Origin of the sequence: Streptomyces sp. NPDC088766, from assembly GCF_044750845.1 — a bacterium.
In the GTDB taxonomy this organism is placed as follows: Bacteria; Actinomycetota; Actinomycetes; order Streptomycetales; family Streptomycetaceae; genus Streptomyces.
The window spans coordinates 296,583-313,613 of sequence record NZ_JBIVKQ010000003.1 but is presented as its reverse complement, the minus strand read 5'-3'; the positions used below and the strand labels follow the sequence as shown (position 1 = coordinate 313,613).

The window sequence follows — 17,031 nt, the reverse complement described above, 5'->3', positions numbered from 1 at the left end:
CCCGGTTGCCGTGACCGGAACGACCGGTACACCGAGCAGGGAGGCGACATCATGGGCCTCGGCGGGTGCATCATCCTCATCGCCGTGGGAGCCATTCTCACATTCGCGACCGACTGGGACATGCAGGGCGTCAACGTCGACCTGGTCGGCGTCATTCTGATGATCGTCGGTCTGATCGGCGTGACGACCTTCAGCAGCATCGCCCGGCGTCGCCGCGTGATGGTCCCCCCGGCCTCGACGACCGTGGTCGAGACGGAACGGCACCACCACCGCGACGGATACGGCGTGTGACCGCTCCCCGGGATCAGGCGCCCCAGCCTGCCGCCACCAGCGGCAGCCGGCCGGCGCCGCTCTCGGTGAGCGTCACCGGAACGTCCCAGTCCTGCCGGTGGACACGGCAGGCGGGATATTCGGCCGACGGCTCGTCGTCACAGGACGCGGCCGTCGCGCAGACGTGCAGGACCCCTTCGGGCACCGCCGGGTTCAGCTCCAGCGTGCGCACGAGGCCGGTGCCCGCACCCTCCCCGGCGAGCAGCAGCTCGGGCGGGGACGCGGAGACCAGCAGGCGGGTGGCGGGGCCGTACCGCGTGTCGAGCTTCTGACCGGCCGGCACCCGCAGGACCACGTCCAGCCGCAGGCCGCCCGGCGCCACTTCGACGGCGGCACTCACGGAGCGGCCGGCGTCGGCCCCGACCGCCTCCCGGGGCAGCCCGAGCCGGGTCAGCCGGTGCCGGGCCGACTCCACGACGACGATGTCGTCCCCGGCGAGGACGGCGCCGCTGGGCTCCCTCAGGTCGGTCGCCAGCGTGGTCACCTCGCCCGTCGCCGGGTCGTAGCGGCGCAGGGCGTGGTTGTAGGTGTCGCAGACGGCCACCGAACCGTCCGGCAGCGCGGTGACGCCCAGCGGATGCTGGAGGAGTGCCTGGCCGGCGGCGCCGTCCCGGTGCCCGAAGTCGAACAGGCCGGTGCCCACGGCGGTGCGGACGACGCCGTCGTGGTCCACCCAGCGCAGGGCGGAGGTCTCGGAGTCGGCCAGCCAGAGCCGGTCGGCGGTCGCCGCGAGCCCCGAGGGCTGCGCGAACCAGGCCTCGGCGGCGGGGCCGTCGACCAGCCCCTCGTCGGTGGTGCCGGCGGCGACGGAGACCGTCCGGTCGGCGGGATCGTACGTCCACAGCTGGTGAACGCCCGCCATGGCGATCCACACCTTGCCCTGCCACCGGGCGACGTCCCAGGGGGAGGAGAGGTCGACCTCACGCGCGGGGCCGGCGTCCGGCGCCCCCCGCATCCACTGGTTCCCGGTGCCCGCGAGGGTGGTGACGCGGCCGGACTCCGGGTCGAGGCACCGCAGGGCGTGGTTGACCGTGTCGGCGACGACCACACAGGAGTCGTCCAGCAGGGCCAGGCCCTGCGGCTCGTTGAAGGCCGCCGTCCCCGCCGGACCGTCGGCGAAGCCGCGCGCGCCCGACCCGATCCGCCGCACCACGCTCTCCCCGTCGGCCGCCAGCTCCACGAGCTGATGCCGCGTGGTGTCGCTGACCAGGAAATTCCCGGACGGCAGCAGCACCGCCTTCCCGGGGAACCGCAGGTTTGTCGGCTCCGGCTCCGGCGCCACGTACGGTCCGTCGCCGCGCCGCAGCGTGCCCTTCGCGGCGTGCTCCGCCTCCAGCTCCGTCACGAGGCGCTCGATGGCGTGCACATGTCCCTCGCCGGCGTGCTGTGCGACGACATACCCCTCCGGGTCGACGACCACCAGCGTCGGCCAGGCCCGCACGGCGTACTGCTTCCAGGTGGCCAGGTCCGGATCGTCCAGCACGGGGTGCTGCACGCCGTACCGCTCCACGGCGTCGGCCACGGCCCGGTGCTCCGCCTCGTGGACGAACTTCGGCGAGTGCACCCCGATGACGACCAGGGTGTCCCGGTGCTTCCTCTCCAGCTCCCGCAGCTCGTCCAGGACGTGCAGGCAGTTCACACAGCAGAACGTCCAGAAATCGAGAACAACGCACTTGCCTCGCAGGCCGGCGAGGGTGAGTTCCCTGCCTCCGGTGTTCAGCCAGCCGCCCTTGCCGGTCAGCTCGGGGGCACGGACACGGGCACGTCGGCGGGGTGCGGACTCGGCCATGGACCAAGGGTGCCACCCGGCTGCGGCACTCGGCCCGTCGGGCTAGTCACGGCGTTCCGCGCGGCCCCGCGGGGAAGCCGTAGTGCCATGAGATTCCTCGTGCGCGACCGCATCCTGGGCTTCGGCGACGACTACTGGATCGAGGACGACCAGGGCAACAAGGTCTTCCTCGTCGACGGCAAGGCGATCCGGCTGCGGGACACCTTCGAGCTGAAGGACACCCGCGGGCGGGTCCTGATCGACATCCACCAGAAGATGTTCGCGCTGCGCGACACGATGGTGATCGAGCGGGACGGCGAGCCCCTGGCCACCATCCGCCGCAAACGGCTGTCCCTGCTGCGCAACCACTACCGCGTCTCCCTGGCGGACGGCCGCACCGTGCTGGACGTCAGCGGCAAGATCCTCGACCGCGAGTTCGCCGTCGAGTACGACGGTGAGCTGCTCGCCGTCGTCTCACGGCGCTGGCTGCACGTGCGCGAGACGTACGGCGTCGACGTCGTCCGGGACGACGCCGATCCGGCGCTGCTGATCGCGGTCGCGGTGTGCGTGATCCACCTGGCGGAAAAGGAACGGGAGGACTGAGGGGCCGGGAGGGCTGAGGGAGGCCGGAGGGCCGACGCGGGCCGGAGGGCCGGGAACGGGGACGGGCCGGGCCGGGCCGGGGCGTCCGGGCGCCCCGGGCTCGTCAGCGGCGCGGTGGCCGCAGCCCCAGTACCCGGTCCTTCAGGGCAGGGAACTGCTCCCTGGTCGCCGCGACCTTCGCCGGGTCGAACTCCACGGTGAGGATCTCCTCGCCGGCCCCGGCCTCGGCCAGCACCTCGCCCCACGGATCGACCACGATCGAGTGACCCGCCTGCGGAACCCCGGCGTGCGTCCCGGCCGTTCCACACGCGAGCACGAACGCCTGGTTCTCCACCGCCCGCGCCTGAGCCAGCAGCGTCCAGTGCGCCCTGCGGCGCTCCGGCCAGCCCGCGGGGACGACCAGGGTCTCGGCGCCGGCGTCGACGAGACCGCGGAAGAGTTCGGGAAAACGGAGGTCGTAGCAGGTGGCCACGCCCAGGGTCGTCCCGGGCAGCCGCACCGTCACCAGGTCCTGGCCCGCACCCATCAGCACGGCCTCGCCCTTGTCGAAGCCGAAGCGGTGGATCTTGCGGTACGAGGCGACCAGCTCACCGGAGGGGGAGAAGACCAGCGAGGTGTTGTAGAGGGCACCCTGCCCAGCGGCGGAGCCTCCGTCGGAGGGAGCCCGCTCGGGGATCGAGCCCGCGTGCAGCCACACGCCCGCGTCGCTCGCCGCCTTGGCCATCGCCTCGTGCGTCGGCCCCTCCAGCGGCTCGGCCCGGGCGGCGAACTCCTCGTAGGCGAAGGCGCCGGTCGTCCACAGCTCGGGCAGGACCACCAGGTCGGCGACACCGGCCTGATCCCGCACCAGAGCCGCGACCCGGCCCCGCCGCGATTCGGCCGATTCACCCTCATCCACGGCGATTTGGATCAGAGAGGCGCGCACACTACCACCGTCCTGGCATTCGAGCCGTCCACACGGGCCTACGATCGTCACACGAAAGCACTGCCGGGGTGCCTCACAGCAGCGTAACTTAGCGTTTCGAGACACCGCCGAGAGCCGCCTCCCGCTGGCAACGCCGCCATCACCCGCCCGTGTACCGACCGCCGAGGGGTCCCGTTCCGTGAGTCTGCATCCCACCCTCCAGCCCTACGCCGACGCCTGGAGCGACTCCGTCGAAGCGATATCCGAGCTGGTGCAGCCGCTTGTCGAGGGTGAGTGGAACAGGCGGACGCCGTGCCCCGGCTGGTCGGTCCGCGACCTCGTCTCGCACGTCATCGGCCTGGACAGCGAGATGTACGGCGATCCGCGCCCCATCCACTCGCTCCCGCGCGACCTGTTCCACGTCACGAACGACTTCCAGCGCTACATGGAGATGCAGGTCGACGTCCGCCGCCACCACACGGCGCCGGAGATGACCTCCGAGCTGGAACTCATGATCATCCGCCGCAACCGTCAGCTGCGGAACGAGACACGTCAGCCGGGCACCATGGTCCGCGGCCACCTCGGCACCGAGCTGACCCTCGAGGAGTCGATGCGCAACCACGCGTTCGCCGTGTGGGTGCACGAGCAGGACCTGCGGGCCGCCCTCGGTCGCCCCGGCAACCTCGACTCCCCCGGCGCGCACATCGCCCGCGACGTGCTGCTCGAAGCGCTGCCGGCCGTCGTCGCCGAGAAGGCCGACGCCCCGCGCAGCTCCGCGATCGTCTTCGACGTCCACGGGCCGGTCGAGTTCCTGCGCACGATCCGCGTCGACATCCAGGGCCGCGGCACGCTGGAGACGGCCCCCGCGCTCGGCCCGGCCGCCTCCTTCTCCCTCGACTGGGAGACGTACGTCCGCCTGGCCTGCGGCCGGGTCACCCCGGAGGCGGTGGCGGACCGTGTGAAGGCCGAGGGCGAGCCGGAACTGACGGCGGCGATCCTCAGGAACTTCGCGGTGACCAGGTAGCCGCCGGGGCGGTCGCGACGGAACGGGCCCGCCGTGAGGATCACGGCGGGCCCGTCGCACGGATGTGCCGGCGTCAGCTGATCCTGGCGTAGCCGTAGTTGATGAGCTTCTTCACGTCGTTCGTGCGGTTCACCGCGTCGGGGGCCGTGAGGACGGTGCCCACGACCGACTCGCCGTTGAGCGTGGCGGCGAAGATGAGGCAGTACTTGGCCTCGGTGCCGGAGCCGGTCTTGATGCCCAGCGTGCCGTTCCAGCCGAGCAGCGTGTTGGTGTTGGTCCAGGTACCCATGGTGCGGGTGGCGCCGGTCTTGGTGATCGTCTTCGCCGTGTAGGCCTTGGTCTTCACGACCGCCTTGAACGTGGAGCTCTTCATCACGCTGCGGGCGAGCTTCGTCAGGTCGCGCGGCGTCGAGTAGTTGGAGCCGTTGCTGAGGCCGTCGAACGAATCGAAGTGCGTGTTCGTCATGCCCAGGTTCTTGGCCGTGGTGTTCATCTTGGCGATGAAGTTCTTGGTGCGGGCCGCGACGGTCGTGCCGGTGCCGAACTTGTCGGCGAGGACCATCGCCGCGTCGCAGCCGGACGGCAGCATCATCCCGTACAGCAGCTGACGGACGGTGACCTTGTCACCGACGATCAGCCTGGCCGACGAGGGGTAGCCCTCGCGGACCATGTAGTCGCTGACCTCTTTCCTGACCGTGACCCTGGTGTCGAGGTTCAGGTTCGACTGCGAGAGCACGACCTTCGCGGTCATGACCTTCGTGGTGGAGGCGGTGAGCCTCTTGTAGTCGGCGGACTTGCTGTAGAGCGTCGCGCCGGTCGCGCTGTTCATCAGGTACGCGCCCTTGGCGGTGATGGTGGGCGTCGTGACAGCCTGCGCGGGCGCCGCGGTGAGGGCGCCGGTCGCGAGCACTGCGCCGGCCGTGACAGCGACGGCTGCGGCTCTGCGGACCCGGAAGCCCTTGATGGCGGTTATCAACTGAAATACCCCGATTACGTCGAATGCCCCTGCGGTGCGGCCGAGTTGAAGGGGAAAGCAGAAGGGGCCGCATGTGTGTGACACGTAAGTAGCACAGATGGTTGTGCGTCCGCTGCGAGGAATTTCGGACCCGCCCCTCGCGCATCGCCCCTCGCGCATCGCCCCTCACCCCGGGCCGCGCGGGCGTCCGTCGGGCGCCCGTTCCGCATGCTGGACCCGGCTCCCCTTTGCGCACCTGTTGTATCTATGCTGTCCGCATGCCTTCCGCCGCACCCGCGCCCGTCAAGCAGCCTCCCGCAGCCGAACGCGTCTACACGCACGTCAAGCAGGGTGTCCTGGACCGCCGTTACGAGGGCGGCGCCCTCCTCACCGAGGGCGAGCTGGCCGAGGCCGTCGGGGTCTCGCGGACACCGGTGCGCGAGGCACTGCTGCGCCTGGAGGCCGAGGGGCTGCTCAAGCTCTACCCGAAGAAGGGCGCCCTGGTCCTGCCGGTCTCCGCGCAGGAGATCAAGGACGTCGTGGAGACCCGGCTGCTGGTCGAGGAGCACGCGGCGCGCAAGGCCGTCCCCGCCCCCGCCGGGCTGATCCGGCGGCTCGAAGAACTCCTGGCGCAGCAGAAGGCGCAGGCCGCCGCCGGTGATCTCGCCGGGGCCGCCGTCACCGACCGCTGTTTCCACGCCGAGATAGTCCGCAGCGGCGGCAACGAGATCCTGTCCCGGCTCTACGACCAGCTGCGCGACCGCCAACTGCGGATGGGCGTCGCGGTGATGCACTCCCACCCCGACCGGATCGCCAAGACCCTCGCCGAACACGAGGAGATACTCCGGGCCCTGCGCTCCGGCGACGCGGAAGCGGCCGTGGGGATCGTCCACCGGCACGTCGGCTGGTTCTCGCACCTGGCGCGGGGCGAGGTCCGATGAGCAACATCACCCTGCCGGGTGACCCTCCCCCAGAGGGGGCACCCCCAGGCGGACGGCGCGCGGCAGCCGTATGGGGGATCGGCGTCTCCGTCTACTTCGTCGCCGTCATCTTCCGTACGTCCCTCGGGGTGGCCGGCCTCGACGCCGCCGACCGCTTCGACGTGAACGCCTCGGCCCTGTCGACCTTCTCGATCCTCCAGCTGCTGGTCTACGCCGGCATGCAGATACCCGTCGGACTGCTGGTCGACCGGCTCGGCACCAAGAAGGTGCTGGCCATCGGGGTCGTCCTGTTCACCGCCGGACAGCTCGGCTTCGCCTTCTCCCCCACCTACGGCACCGCCCTCGCCTCACGCGCGCTGCTCGGCTGCGGCGACGCGATGACGTTCATCAGCGTGCTGCGACTCGGCACCCGCTGGTTCCCGGCCCGGCGCGGCCCCCTCGTCGCGCAGCTCGCGGGCCTGGCCGGCATGGCGGGCAACCTGGTCTCCACCCTGCTCCTGGCCCGGCTGCTGCACGGCGTCGGATGGACGGCCGCGTTCGCGGGCAGCGCGCTCGCCGGGGTCGTCGTACTCGTCCTGCTCCTGCTGTTCCTGAAGGACCACCCCGAGGGCCACGAGCCCCAGCCGTTCCCGCACCGGGGCGCCGCCTACGTACGGCGGCAGATCGCCGAGTCCTGGCGGGAGCCGGGAACGCGGCTGGGCCTGTGGGTGCACTTCACCACCCAGTTCCCGGCGATGGTGTTCCTGCTGCTGTGGGGCATGCCGTTCCTCGTCGAGGCGCAGGGCCTCAGCCGCGCCACGGCCGGCGAACTGCTGACCCTGGTCGTCCTGTCCAACATGGCCGTCGGACTCGTCTACGGCCAGGTCGTCGCCCGGCACCAAGGGGCGCGGCTCCCCCTGGCGCTCGGCACGGTCGGGGCGACCGCCCTGCTGTGGGCGGCCACGCTGGCCTACCCCGGCGAGCACGCGCCGATGTGGCTGCTCGTCGTGCTGTGCACGGTGCTGGGCGCCTGCGGACCGGCGTCGATGCTCGGTTTCGACTTCGCGCGGCCCGCGAATCCGCCGGAGCGGCAGGGCACCGCGTCCGGCATCACCAACATGGGCGGGTTCGTCGCCTCCATGTCGACCCTGCTCGCGATCGGCGTCCTGCTGGACGCGACCGGCGACGACTACCGGATCGCCTTCTCCTCGGTGTTCGCGCTCCAGGCACTCGGGGTCAGCCAGATCCTGCGGTTGCGCTCACGCGCGGCCCGCCGGGAACGGGAACGCCTGGTCGCCAGCCGCGTGTCGTCCATCCACGTACCCGCTTGACCCGGACCACCGGCGTGCCCGCCGTCTCCGGCTGTCCACGTCCTCGCGGCCCCCTCCGGAGGAGCCGCGTCCCCGTCGTTTCGGGTGCGCGGCCCCTGCGGACGGGGTGTGCGCGGGTCAGCCCCAGGTGATCAGTCTCTTCGGCTGCTCCAGGACGGCCGCCACGTCGGCGAGCACCTTGGAGCCCAGTTCGCCGTCGACCAGGCGGTGGTCGAAGCTCAGCGCCAGCGTGGTGACCTGACGCGGCTTCACCTTGCCCTTGTGGACCCACGGCTGGAGCTTGATCGAGCCGACCGCGAGGATCGCGGACTCGCCGGGGTTGAGGATCGGCGTACCGGTGTCGACGCCGAAGACGCCGACGTTGGTGATGGTCACCGTGCCGCCCTGCATGGCCGCCGGAGGCGTCCTGCCCTCGCGCGCCGTCGCCACCAGCTCGCCGAGTGCCTCGGCCAGCTGCGGCAGCGTCTTGTCGTGGGCGTCCTTGATGTTCGGCACGATCAGCCCGCGCGGGGTCGCGGCCGCGATGCCCAGGTTCACGTAGTGCTTGCGCACGATCTCCTGGTTGGCCTCGTCCCAGGACGCGTTGACGTCCGGGTTGCGCCTGATGGCGACCAGCAGGGCCTTGGCGATCAGCAGGAGCGGGTTGACCCTCAGGCCCTGCATCCCGTACTTGTCGGGGTCCCGCTTGAGCTCCTCGACGAGCTTCATCGTGCGCGTGACGTCGACCGTCACGAACTCGGTGACGTGCGGCGCCGTGAACGCCGAGCCCACCATCGCCGCCGCCGTCGCCTTGCGGACGCCCTTGACCGGGACACGGGTCTCGCGTGCCGTGTCGTACGAGGCGACCGGAGCCTGCGCGGGGGCGGTGGCCGGCTCCGGGGCGGTGGCCGGCGCGGGCTGCGGTGCCGTCGGCAGGACCGGGGCCTGCGCGGAAGCCGCGGCGGCGTGGACGTCCTCGCGGGTGATGATGCCGTCCGGGCCGGACGGGACCACCGAGACGAGGTCCACGCCCAGGTCCTTGGCCAGCTTGCGCACGGGCGGCTTGGCCAGCGGGCGGGGCCGGTCGGCGGCCGCGGCGGCGGGAGCGGGGGTGACCGGGGCGGGGGCGGCCGCGGGGGCCGTGCCGTGTCCGTTCGGTTCCGCCTGGACGGCCGTGGTGACAGCCGCCGGCTCCTGGGCCGGGACCTCGGCGCCCTTGCGCGGACGGCGCTTGGTGGAGGACGCGGCCACGCCGTAACCGACGAGAACCGGCTGGCGGCCGGACCCCTCGGCCTTCGGCTCCTCGGGCTGCCGCTCCACAGCGGGGGCGGGCGCGGAGGCAGGGATGTCGGCCGGGGCCGGCCCGCCCGACACGTCCACCGCGATGATCGACACGCCCACGTCGACCGTGGTGCCCTCGGGGAACCGCAGCTCCCGCACCACACCGTCGTAGGGGATGGGCAGTTCGACGGCCGCCTTGGCCGTCTCGACCTCGCACACCACCTGGCCGTCGGTCACCGTGTCGCCGGGCTGGACGTACCACTTGAGGATCTCGGCCTCGGTGAGTCCCTCGCCCACGTCGGGCATCTTGAACTCGCGCACGGACGCTTCCGTCATCGTCGTCACGACCCTCTCCTCAGTACGCCAGGGCGCGGTCGACGGTGTCGAGTACCCGGTCCAGACCCGGCAGGTACTCCTCTTCCAGACGCGCCGGCGGGTACGGGGCGTGGTAGCCGCCGACCCGGAGCACCGGGGCCTCCAGGTGGTAGAAGCAGCGCTCCGTGATCCGGGCCGCGATCTCCGCGCCCGAGCCGAAGAACACCGGCGCCTCGTGGACGACGACCAGACGACGGGTCTTCTCCACGGAGGCCTGGATGGAGTCGAAGTCGAGCGGGGAGACCGACCGCAGGTCCAGGACCTCCAGGTTCTTGCCCTCCTCGGCGGCCGCGGCGGCGGCCTCCTGGCAGAGCTTGACCATCGGGCCGTAGGCGACGAGGGTCAGGTCGGTGCCCTCGCGGACGACCCGCGCCTTGTGCAGGGGGCCGGGGATCGCCTCGGGGTCGACCTCGCCCTTGTCCCAGTAGCGCCGCTTGGGCTCGAAGAAGATCACCGGGTCGTCGCTCTGGATGGCCTGCTGCATCATCCAGTAGGCGTCGCCGGCGTTCGACGGGGAGACCACCTTCAGGCCCGCCACGTGCGCGAAGAGCGACTCGGGGGACTCCGAGTGGTGCTCGACGGCGCCGATGCCGCCGCCGTAGGGGATACGGATGACGACCGGCATCTTGACCTTGCCGAGCGCACGCGCGTGCATCTTCGCGAGCTGGGTGACGATCTGGTCGTAGGCCGGGAAGACGAAGCCGTCGAACTGGATCTCCACCACCGGGCGGTAGCCGCGCAGGGCCAGGCCGATCGCCGTGCCCACGATGCCCGACTCGGCCAGCGGGGTGTCGATGACGCGGGACTCGCCGAAGTCCTTCTGGAGGCCGTCCGTCACCCGGAACACGCCGCCGAGCTTGCCGACGTCCTCACCCATGACGAGGACCTTGGGGTCCGACTCCAGGGCCTTGCGCAGCGACTCGTTGATCGCCTTGGCCAGGGCCATCTTCTCCGCCATCTCAGTTGCCCCCCTCGGGAGAGTCCGCGAACGACGCCTGGTAGGCGGCGAACTGGGCCCGCTCCTCGTCGACGAGCGCATGCCCGTCCGCGTACACGTTCTCGAAGATGGCGAAGTGGTCCGGGTCCGGCATCGAACGGACCGCTTCGCGCACTCGCCTGCCCAACGCCTCGCTCTCGGACTCGAGTTCCGCGAAGAATCCCTCGTCCGTGTGGTTTGAGGCCTCCAGGTACCGGCGCAGGCGCAGGATCGGGTCCTTCGCCTCCCAGGCCGCCCGCTCGTCGTCGTGACGGTAACGCGTCGGGTCGTCGGAGGTGGTGTGGGCACCCATGCGGTACGTGTACGCCTCGACGAGGGTCGGCCCCTCGCCCCTGCGGGCCCGCTCCAGCGCCCACTTGGTGACCGCGAGGCAGCCGAGGACGTCGTTGCCGTCGACGCGGACGCCCGGGAAGCCGTAGCCCTGGGCGCGCTGGTAGAGCGGCACGCGGGTCTGCTTCTCGGTCGGCTCGGAGATCGCCCACTGGTTGTTCTGGCAGAAGAACACCACCGGCGCGTTGTAGACCGCGGAGAAGGTGAACGACTCGGCCACGTCGCCCTGGCTGGAGGCGCCGTCGCCGAAGTAGGCGATGACCGCCGAGTCCGCGCCGTCCTTGGCCACGCCCATGGCGTAGCCCGTGGCGTGCAGCGTCTGGGAGCCGATGACGATCGTGTACAGGTGGAAGTTGTTGCTGTTGGGGTCCCAGCCGCCGTTGTTGACGCCGCGGAACATGCCGAGCAGGTTCGCCGGGTCGACACCGCGGCACCAGGCGACGCCGTGCTCGCGGTAGGTCGGGAAGACGTAGTCGTCGTCGCGCAGGGCCCGGCCGGAGCCGATCTGGGCGGCTTCCTGGCCGAGCAGCGAGGCCCACAGGCCCAGCTCGCCCTGGCGCTGGAGGGAGGTGGCCTCGGCGTCGAAGCGGCGGGTGAGCACCATGTCGCGGTAGAGACCGCGCAGCTCCTCGGGCGTGATGTCGGCGACGTACGGGTCGTACTCGGCGTTCTTCACGCGCTCGCCCTCAGGCGTCAGCAGCTGCACGAGCTGAGGCTCGGCAGTGCCTTTCCCGGCGGCGGCGCGGCTGGTGCGGGTGGTGCGCTTGGTGCCGGTGGCCTTGGCCGCCGTGCCGGTGGCCTCGGCCGCCGTCCCGGTGCCGGTGGCGCCGGCCTTGCCTCCGGCGCTGCGTCGCGGCTTGCGCGCGGCAGTGCTCTCCACGGTCACGTGTGCTCCTCCGTCGGTCCGGCCCCCGGGGTTGCCGGGTGACCAGTGCGGCTCACCTGTTTCGAAACCCGTGCACGGGGTGGGTGCCCTCGGCCGGAACAGGCGTGACAGGTGCCCCGGCGAGCGCCCTGCAAGCCTCACGTTACCCAGTGCGACACATTTCTGTGAAACCCCACTTGACCTGCGTTTTTGCTTGGATTTCCAAGTAAATCGGCAAAGTCCGGAAGGAGCCTGGTCACAGCCTTGCAGGAGGCCGGAGCAACGGCACGTTATCCCGCGCACCCAGGTCACGGGAAGAGTTTCCGCTCGGGAGTGCCGTCGCGCGCACATTTGGACAAATAGGCACATTTCTTCACGGTTCCCCTCCGGACCCGCACCCCGGAAGGCCGACCGCGACGCTCCCGCCGGGCCGCCGGGCCCCCGCCGACCCCCCGCCGGTCACCCCGTGACGAGCGACCGCCCACGCGGCGGACGACACCCGACGGGACCACTTCACCGCCGAGGCGCACCCCAGGACGACCACCCGAGATCATTTGTGACAGCCGGTGACTTTCTGTGACAACGCCCAGCTCACAGCCTCACTGCGTGCCCTACCATCGGCGCGTGCCGCGCTCCTGTGTACCACCCCTGATGACCCACGCGCCCCCTGTGGGCGCCCTGCTCCGGCGCTACGCCGCCGGCTCCGCGCTCGCCTGCGAGCCCGTCGACCAGGGGCTGCTGAACCGCGGCTACCGGCTGCGCACCACCCGCGGCCGCTACTTCCTCAAGCACCACTTCGATCCCGACACCGCCGACCCGGTCTCGATCGTCCGGCAGCACCGGGCCACCCAGCGCCTCGCCGACCTCGGTGTCCCGGTCGCGCCTCCGCTGCCCGGCCGCGACGGGCGCACGGTCGCCGTCGTCGGCGGCCACGCCTACGCCCTGCACCCCTGGGTCGACGGCCGGCACCGTCACGGTGCCCAGCTCACCCCCGGCGCGTGCGGGCGTCTGGGGGCGCTGCTGGGGATGGTCCACGCGAGCCTGGAACGCGTGATGCCTGCCCACGCGCGGGCCCGCGCCACTCCCGCCGAGAGCCCCGCGCCCGCCGACACCTTCGCCCTGATCGACGACCTCCTCGCGCGCGTGCGCCGGCACCGTCCCGCCGACTCCTTCGACGAACTGGCCCACCACCGGCTCCTGGAGCGCCGCACCCTGCTGGAACGGCACGCCGACCGGCGTCCCCCGCACGCCGGCCCGGCCGGCTGGGTGCACGGTGACTTCCACCCGTTCAACCTGCTCTACCGCGGGGAGGCGCCCGCAGCCATCGTCGACTGGGACCGGCTCGGCGTGCAGCCCCGCGCCGAGGAGGCCGTACGCGCCGCCGCGATCTTCTTCGTCCGGCCCGACGGCACCCTCGACCTGCCGAAGGCGCGGGCCTACGCGCGCGCGTACCGGCCCGCCGCGGGGGCCACGTCCTGCGAGCTGGCGGCGGCCGTGCACCGGGTGTGGTGGGAGCGCCTGAACGACTTCTGGATGCTGCGCTGGCACTACCAGCGCGGCGACACCCGCGCCGACCCGCAGTTCCCGGCCGCCTCCGCCCTCGTGGTGTGGTGGACACGGGAGTACGACGCGGTGTGCGACGCGTTCACGGACTGAGGGCTCCGGGGGGAGAGCACCCCACAACGCGTACGCGCGCGTGAGGCCCCGCCAAAAGGGCTCACGCGCGCGTGCGCGGCGTCGTGCGGGCGGTCAGCCGGCCTCGCCGGCACTGCCGCCGGTGGTGACGCCGGAGATGGTGCCGCCCTGGGACGTACCGCCGTCGGACGTGCCGCCGTCGGTGGTGCCGGGGTCGCTCGACACCGGCGGGTCGCTCGGCTCCTCCGTCACCGGGTCGCTCGTCGCCGGATCCGACGGCTCGTCCGACGGCTCACTGGTGTAACTCGGGGACGGCGAGTACGACGGCGTGTACGACGGCGTCCAGTTGGACCCGGAGTTCGAACCGGTGCTGCCGTCGGAGGAGTCCTGCGAGGAATCGCTGGACTCCTCCTCGCTCGGCGACGCGCTCGGTTGATCGTCCGAGGCGGACGGTGTGGCGCTCGGTGACGTCGACGTCTTGCTCCCGCCGCTGCCGTCTCCCCCGGTGGTGTTCAGCGCGAGCGCGACACCCGCGGCGATGGCGACCACCGCGAGGACGGCGAGGATCCAGAGCTTGCCGCGGCCGTTGCCCTGGTTGCCGTGCCCCTCGAACCCGCCGTCGTCGCCGTGGCCGTAGCCCGCGGGAAGGATCGGCTGCGGGATCTGCGAGGTGTGGGAGCCGTCGGCGCCCTGCGGCAGCACGCTGGTGCTCGCGAAGCCCGCCGCTGCGGCACCCGCGCCGGTGCCCGCCCCGACCGGGCCGGTGTTCCAGGTGCCGGTGTGGGCGCCCTGGTCGTACAGCATCTGGAGCCCGTACTGGACGAGGCCGCGCATCTCCTCCGCGGTCTGGAAACGGTCGTCGGGGTCCTTGGCGAGAGAACGCATGACGAGGCCGTCGAGTTCCGGCGGGCACACGCCGTCCGAGGTCCGCGACGGCGGCACCGGGATGTCCTGCACGTGCTGGTAGACCACCGACAGCGGGGTCTCACCGGTGAAGGGCGGCCGCAGCGCGAGCAGTTCGTACAGCAGGCAGCCGGTGGCGTACAGGTCGGAACGGTGGTCGACGGCCTTGCCGAGCGCCTGCTCCGGGGAGAGGTACTGCGGGGTGCCCATCACCATGCCGGTCTGCGTCATCGTCGTCGACGCCCCGTGCAGGGCACGCGCGATGCCGAAGTCCATCACCTTCACCGCGCCGTTGTCGGTGATGATCACGTTCGCCGGCTTGATGTCGCGGTGCACGATGCCGTGCTGGTGCGAGTAGGCGAGCGCCTCCAGCACCCCGGAGACGATGATCAGAGCCTGCTCGGGGCCCGGCGCCTCGGCGTTGAGGAGCAGGTCGCGGATCGTCCGCCCCTCGACCAGCTCCATCACGATGTACGGCACGCTCTGGCCGCCGACGGCATCCTCACCGGAGTCGTACACGGCGACGATCGCATGGTGGTTGAGGCCGGCCACCGACTGGGCCTCGCGCGTGAAGCGGGCCTTGGACACCGGGTCCTCGGCGAGGTCGGCGCGCAGCAGCTTGACTGCGACGGTACGGCCGAGACGTACGTCCTCGGCGGCGAACACCTCCGCCATGCCGCCCCGCCCGAGTCTGCCGGTCAGCCGGTAACGGCCGTCTCCGACAAGTCCGCCGTTACCCCACATCTCCGGCGCATCTGACATACCGCCGCCAGCCGCCTCGGGGTCGGACGGGCCCTGAGCGCGCTGCTGCTGTGCCATCAGTCCTCGCCGTCGTTTCTGCCCGCGGTGCGCGCGGTGTTGTCACGGTCTCCGTCGGCCACGCTACAGCCTCCGCGCAAGCCGCCGGTCCGGGATCAGCCCGGGTATCGGACCCATACGGATCGGCCATCAAACCCGCACTCCGCGCCGGCGTGCAAATTCTGTGCACCGGCGGTACGGCACCTGTAACGCTTCCGCGACTCTTCTTGCGCGTACGGTCACGGAACGGGCACCGAGCTTGACGTGTCGGTGCCCTGGGGCAGACTTGGCCGGGAATAGCACTTTCGATCAATGGGCAAGCCACGGCGAGCGGCAGTGCCGAGGGCCCGACGGGGGACGCAGAGAATGAGCCAGGACGGCGCGCAGGGCCGGTACGCGGGGCGGGCGCTCGCCGGTGGCCGCTATCAGCTGCGCGACTTGCTCGGCGAGGGCGGCATGGCCTCGGTCCACCTCGCCTACGACTCCGTGCTCGACCGGCAGGTCGCGGTCAAGACGCTCCACACCGAACTCGGCCGCGAACAGGCCTTCCGCGAGCGTTTCCGCCGCGAGGCCCAGGCCGTGGCCAAGCTCACCCACACCAACATCGTCTCGGTCTTCGACACCGGCGAGGACGACGTCGACGGCCTGACCACGCCGTACATCGTCATGGAGTACGTCGAGGGCCGCCCGCTCGGCTCGGTGCTCGACGAGGACGTACGGCAGCAGGGCGCGATGCCCGCCGACAAGGCCCTGAAGATCACCGCGGACGTGCTGGCCGCGCTGGAGATCAGCCACGAGATGGGCCTGGTCCACCGCGACATCAAGCCGGGCAACGTGATGATGACCAAGCGCGGCGTCGTCAAGGTGATGGACTTCGGCATCGCGCGCGCGATGCAGTCCGGGGTCACCTCGATGACGCAGACCGGCATGGTCGTCGGCACCCCGCAGTACCTCTCGCCCGAACAGGCCCTCGGCCGCGCCGTGGACGCCCGCTCCGACCTGTACTCGGTCGGCATCATGCTCTTCCAACTGGTCACCGGACGGCTGCCGTTCGACGCCGACTCGCCGCTGGCGATCGCGTACGCGCACGTGCAGGAGGAGCCGGTGGCGCCGTCCGCCATCAACCGCGCGCTGCCGCCGGCCGTCGACGCACTGATCGCCCGCGCGCTGAAGAAGAACCCGAACGAGCGCTTCCCCACCGCCGTCGCCATGCGCGACGAGTGCCTGCGCGTCGCGGCCTCCCTCCAGCCCGCACCGCCGAGCATCGTGCCCGGCACCCCCGCGCAGAGCGGCTCGGGCGTCGGCTCCGCGGTCTTCCCGCCGGTCGGCCAGAACCCCCAGACCCCGGTGGGCAACGTCCAGACGCCGTACCAGCCGGCCCCGACGCCCAACCCGTACGGCACGCCCTCGACGCCCGCCCCGTCGTACGGCTATCCGCAGCAGGGCTACCAGACGCCCGCCCCGGCCTACGGCCACCAGCAGGGACCGCAGACGCCGCCCGGGTACCCCATGAACCAGCAGGCCCCGGTCTCGGGAGCGCCGGGCGGCGGCCGCAAGAGCAACACGGGAGCGCTCGTCGGATCGGCGATCGTCGCCGTCGCGACCGTCGGCGCCCTGATCGGCACCCTCGCCTCCAACGGCGACGGTGAGGACAAGGGCGGCGAGCCCGTCACCATCGCCTCCGCCTCGTCGACGAAGGCCGACGGCTACCGGGGCCCGGACACGGCCAAGACGATCGACACGACCGAGTGCACGGAGCCGCAGGAGTCGTACAACGACCCCGACAAGATCCGGGTCCCCAACTTCAAGTTCAAGAACATCGACTCGGTCAAGGCCTGCTTCCAGGCCGCCGGTTGGTCGATCAAGACGAAGGACCAGGACGAGAACACCTACGGCGACGGCACGGTCATGGACCAGTTCCCCTCCGCCGGGACGGACGTCGACCCGGAGGACATGCCGGAGATCGAACTGAGCGTCTCCACGGGCAACCCGCCGTCCTGACCCCCGCGCAACCGAGAAGGGCCCGGCGTCGG

14 protein-coding genes are annotated in these 17,031 nt (G+C 71.6%); 7 read left to right on the top strand and 7 right to left on the bottom strand.

The annotated features are described in order from the left end of the window. Window positions 1–51 precede the first annotated feature (51 nt). Window positions 52–291 carry a DUF6458 family protein gene (locus tag ACIP5W_RS06710; protein ID WP_401467674.1) on the top strand — a complete coding sequence of 80 codons (240 nt, stop codon included), beginning with the start codon at window positions 52–54 and terminating at the stop codon, window positions 289–291. A gap of 13 nt (window positions 292–304) precedes the next feature. Here ACIP5W_RS06710 and ACIP5W_RS06705 read toward each other — a convergent pair whose 3' ends face one another. Continuing rightward, on the bottom strand, window positions 305–2,119 hold the full coding sequence (locus ACIP5W_RS06705; protein ID WP_401467671.1) for an NHL domain-containing thioredoxin family protein: 1,815 nt from the start codon (window positions 2,117–2,119) through the stop codon (window positions 305–307). Window positions 2,120–2,206: 87 nt separating this feature from the next. Between ACIP5W_RS06705 and ACIP5W_RS06700 the strand changes: the two genes are divergently transcribed. Beyond that, entirely contained in the window at window positions 2,207–2,701 is a 495-nt protein-coding gene (locus ACIP5W_RS06700; protein ID WP_401467667.1) for an LURP-one-related/scramblase family protein, read from the top strand. 103 nt (window positions 2,702–2,804) lie between these two features. Here the strand turns inward: ACIP5W_RS06700 and ACIP5W_RS06695 are convergent, their stop codons facing one another. Continuing rightward, the gene (locus ACIP5W_RS06695) at window positions 2,805–3,626 is read right to left on the bottom strand and encodes a carbon-nitrogen family hydrolase (protein WP_401467664.1); all 822 of its coding nucleotides are present in this window, start codon (window positions 3,624–3,626) and stop codon (window positions 2,805–2,807) included. Window positions 3,627–3,804: 178 nt separating this feature from the next. Between ACIP5W_RS06695 and ACIP5W_RS06690 the strand changes: the two genes are divergently transcribed. Beyond that, window positions 3,805–4,629: a maleylpyruvate isomerase family mycothiol-dependent enzyme gene (locus ACIP5W_RS06690; RefSeq protein WP_401467661.1), complete on the top strand. Its 825-nt coding sequence runs from the start codon at window positions 3,805–3,807 to the stop codon at window positions 4,627–4,629. Window positions 4,630–4,702: 73 nt separating this feature from the next. Here ACIP5W_RS06690 and ACIP5W_RS06685 read toward each other — a convergent pair whose 3' ends face one another. After that, a complete protein-coding gene (locus tag ACIP5W_RS06685) occupies window positions 4,703–5,605 on the bottom strand; it encodes a D-alanyl-D-alanine carboxypeptidase family protein (RefSeq protein WP_401467658.1) in 903 nt (300 codons plus the stop codon). A gap of 257 nt (window positions 5,606–5,862) precedes the next feature. Here ACIP5W_RS06685 and ACIP5W_RS06680 point away from each other — a divergent pair, with 257 nt between their 5' ends. Together ACIP5W_RS06680 and ACIP5W_RS06675 are read left to right on the top strand one after the other, a co-directional pair. After that, on the top strand, window positions 5,863–6,525 hold the full coding sequence (locus ACIP5W_RS06680; RefSeq protein WP_401467655.1) for a GntR family transcriptional regulator: 663 nt from the start codon (window positions 5,863–5,865) through the stop codon (window positions 6,523–6,525). Then, entirely contained in the window at window positions 6,522–7,835 is a 1,314-nt protein-coding gene (locus ACIP5W_RS06675; protein WP_401467652.1) for a nitrate/nitrite transporter, read from the top strand. The genes ACIP5W_RS06680 and ACIP5W_RS06675 overlap by 4 nt, the downstream gene beginning before the upstream one ends. Window positions 7,836–7,952: 117 nt before the next feature. On the opposite strand, the gene ACIP5W_RS06670 is transcribed toward ACIP5W_RS06675, so the two are convergent. The 3 genes from ACIP5W_RS06670 to pdhA are packed head-to-tail and all read right to left on the bottom strand — an operon-like array spanning window position 7,953 to window position 11,683. Then, window positions 7,953–9,440, bottom strand: coding sequence for a dihydrolipoamide acetyltransferase family protein (locus ACIP5W_RS06670; RefSeq protein ID WP_401467649.1), 1,488 nt, complete (start codon window positions 9,438–9,440; stop codon window positions 7,953–7,955). A gap of 10 nt (window positions 9,441–9,450) precedes the next feature. After that, the gene (locus tag ACIP5W_RS06665; RefSeq protein WP_401467646.1) at window positions 9,451–10,428 is read right to left on the bottom strand and encodes an alpha-ketoacid dehydrogenase subunit beta; all 978 of its coding nucleotides are present in this window, start codon (window positions 10,426–10,428) and stop codon (window positions 9,451–9,453) included. Between the two features lies 1 nt (window position 10,429). Next, on the bottom strand, window positions 10,430–11,683 hold the full coding sequence (gene pdhA, locus ACIP5W_RS06660) for a pyruvate dehydrogenase (acetyl-transferring) E1 component subunit alpha (protein WP_401467643.1): 1,254 nt from the start codon (window positions 11,681–11,683) through the stop codon (window positions 10,430–10,432). A gap of 630 nt (window positions 11,684–12,313) precedes the next feature. Between pdhA and ACIP5W_RS06655 the strand changes: the two genes are divergently transcribed. Next, window positions 12,314–13,318, top strand: a complete 1,005-nt coding sequence (locus ACIP5W_RS06655; RefSeq protein ID WP_401467640.1) for a phosphotransferase — start codon at window positions 12,314–12,316, stop codon at window positions 13,316–13,318. Between the two features lie 93 nt (window positions 13,319–13,411). Here ACIP5W_RS06655 and ACIP5W_RS06650 read toward each other — a convergent pair whose 3' ends face one another. After that, window positions 13,412–15,019: a protein kinase gene (locus tag ACIP5W_RS06650; protein WP_401467637.1), complete on the bottom strand. Its 1,608-nt coding sequence runs from the start codon at window positions 15,017–15,019 to the stop codon at window positions 13,412–13,414. Between the two features lie 345 nt (window positions 15,020–15,364). Between ACIP5W_RS06650 and ACIP5W_RS06645 the strand changes: the two genes are divergently transcribed. Continuing rightward, window positions 15,365–16,999 (top strand): protein kinase, encoded by a 1,635-nt coding sequence (locus ACIP5W_RS06645; protein WP_401467635.1) that lies wholly within the window; start codon window positions 15,365–15,367, stop codon window positions 16,997–16,999. Window positions 17,000–17,031 lie beyond the last annotated feature (32 nt).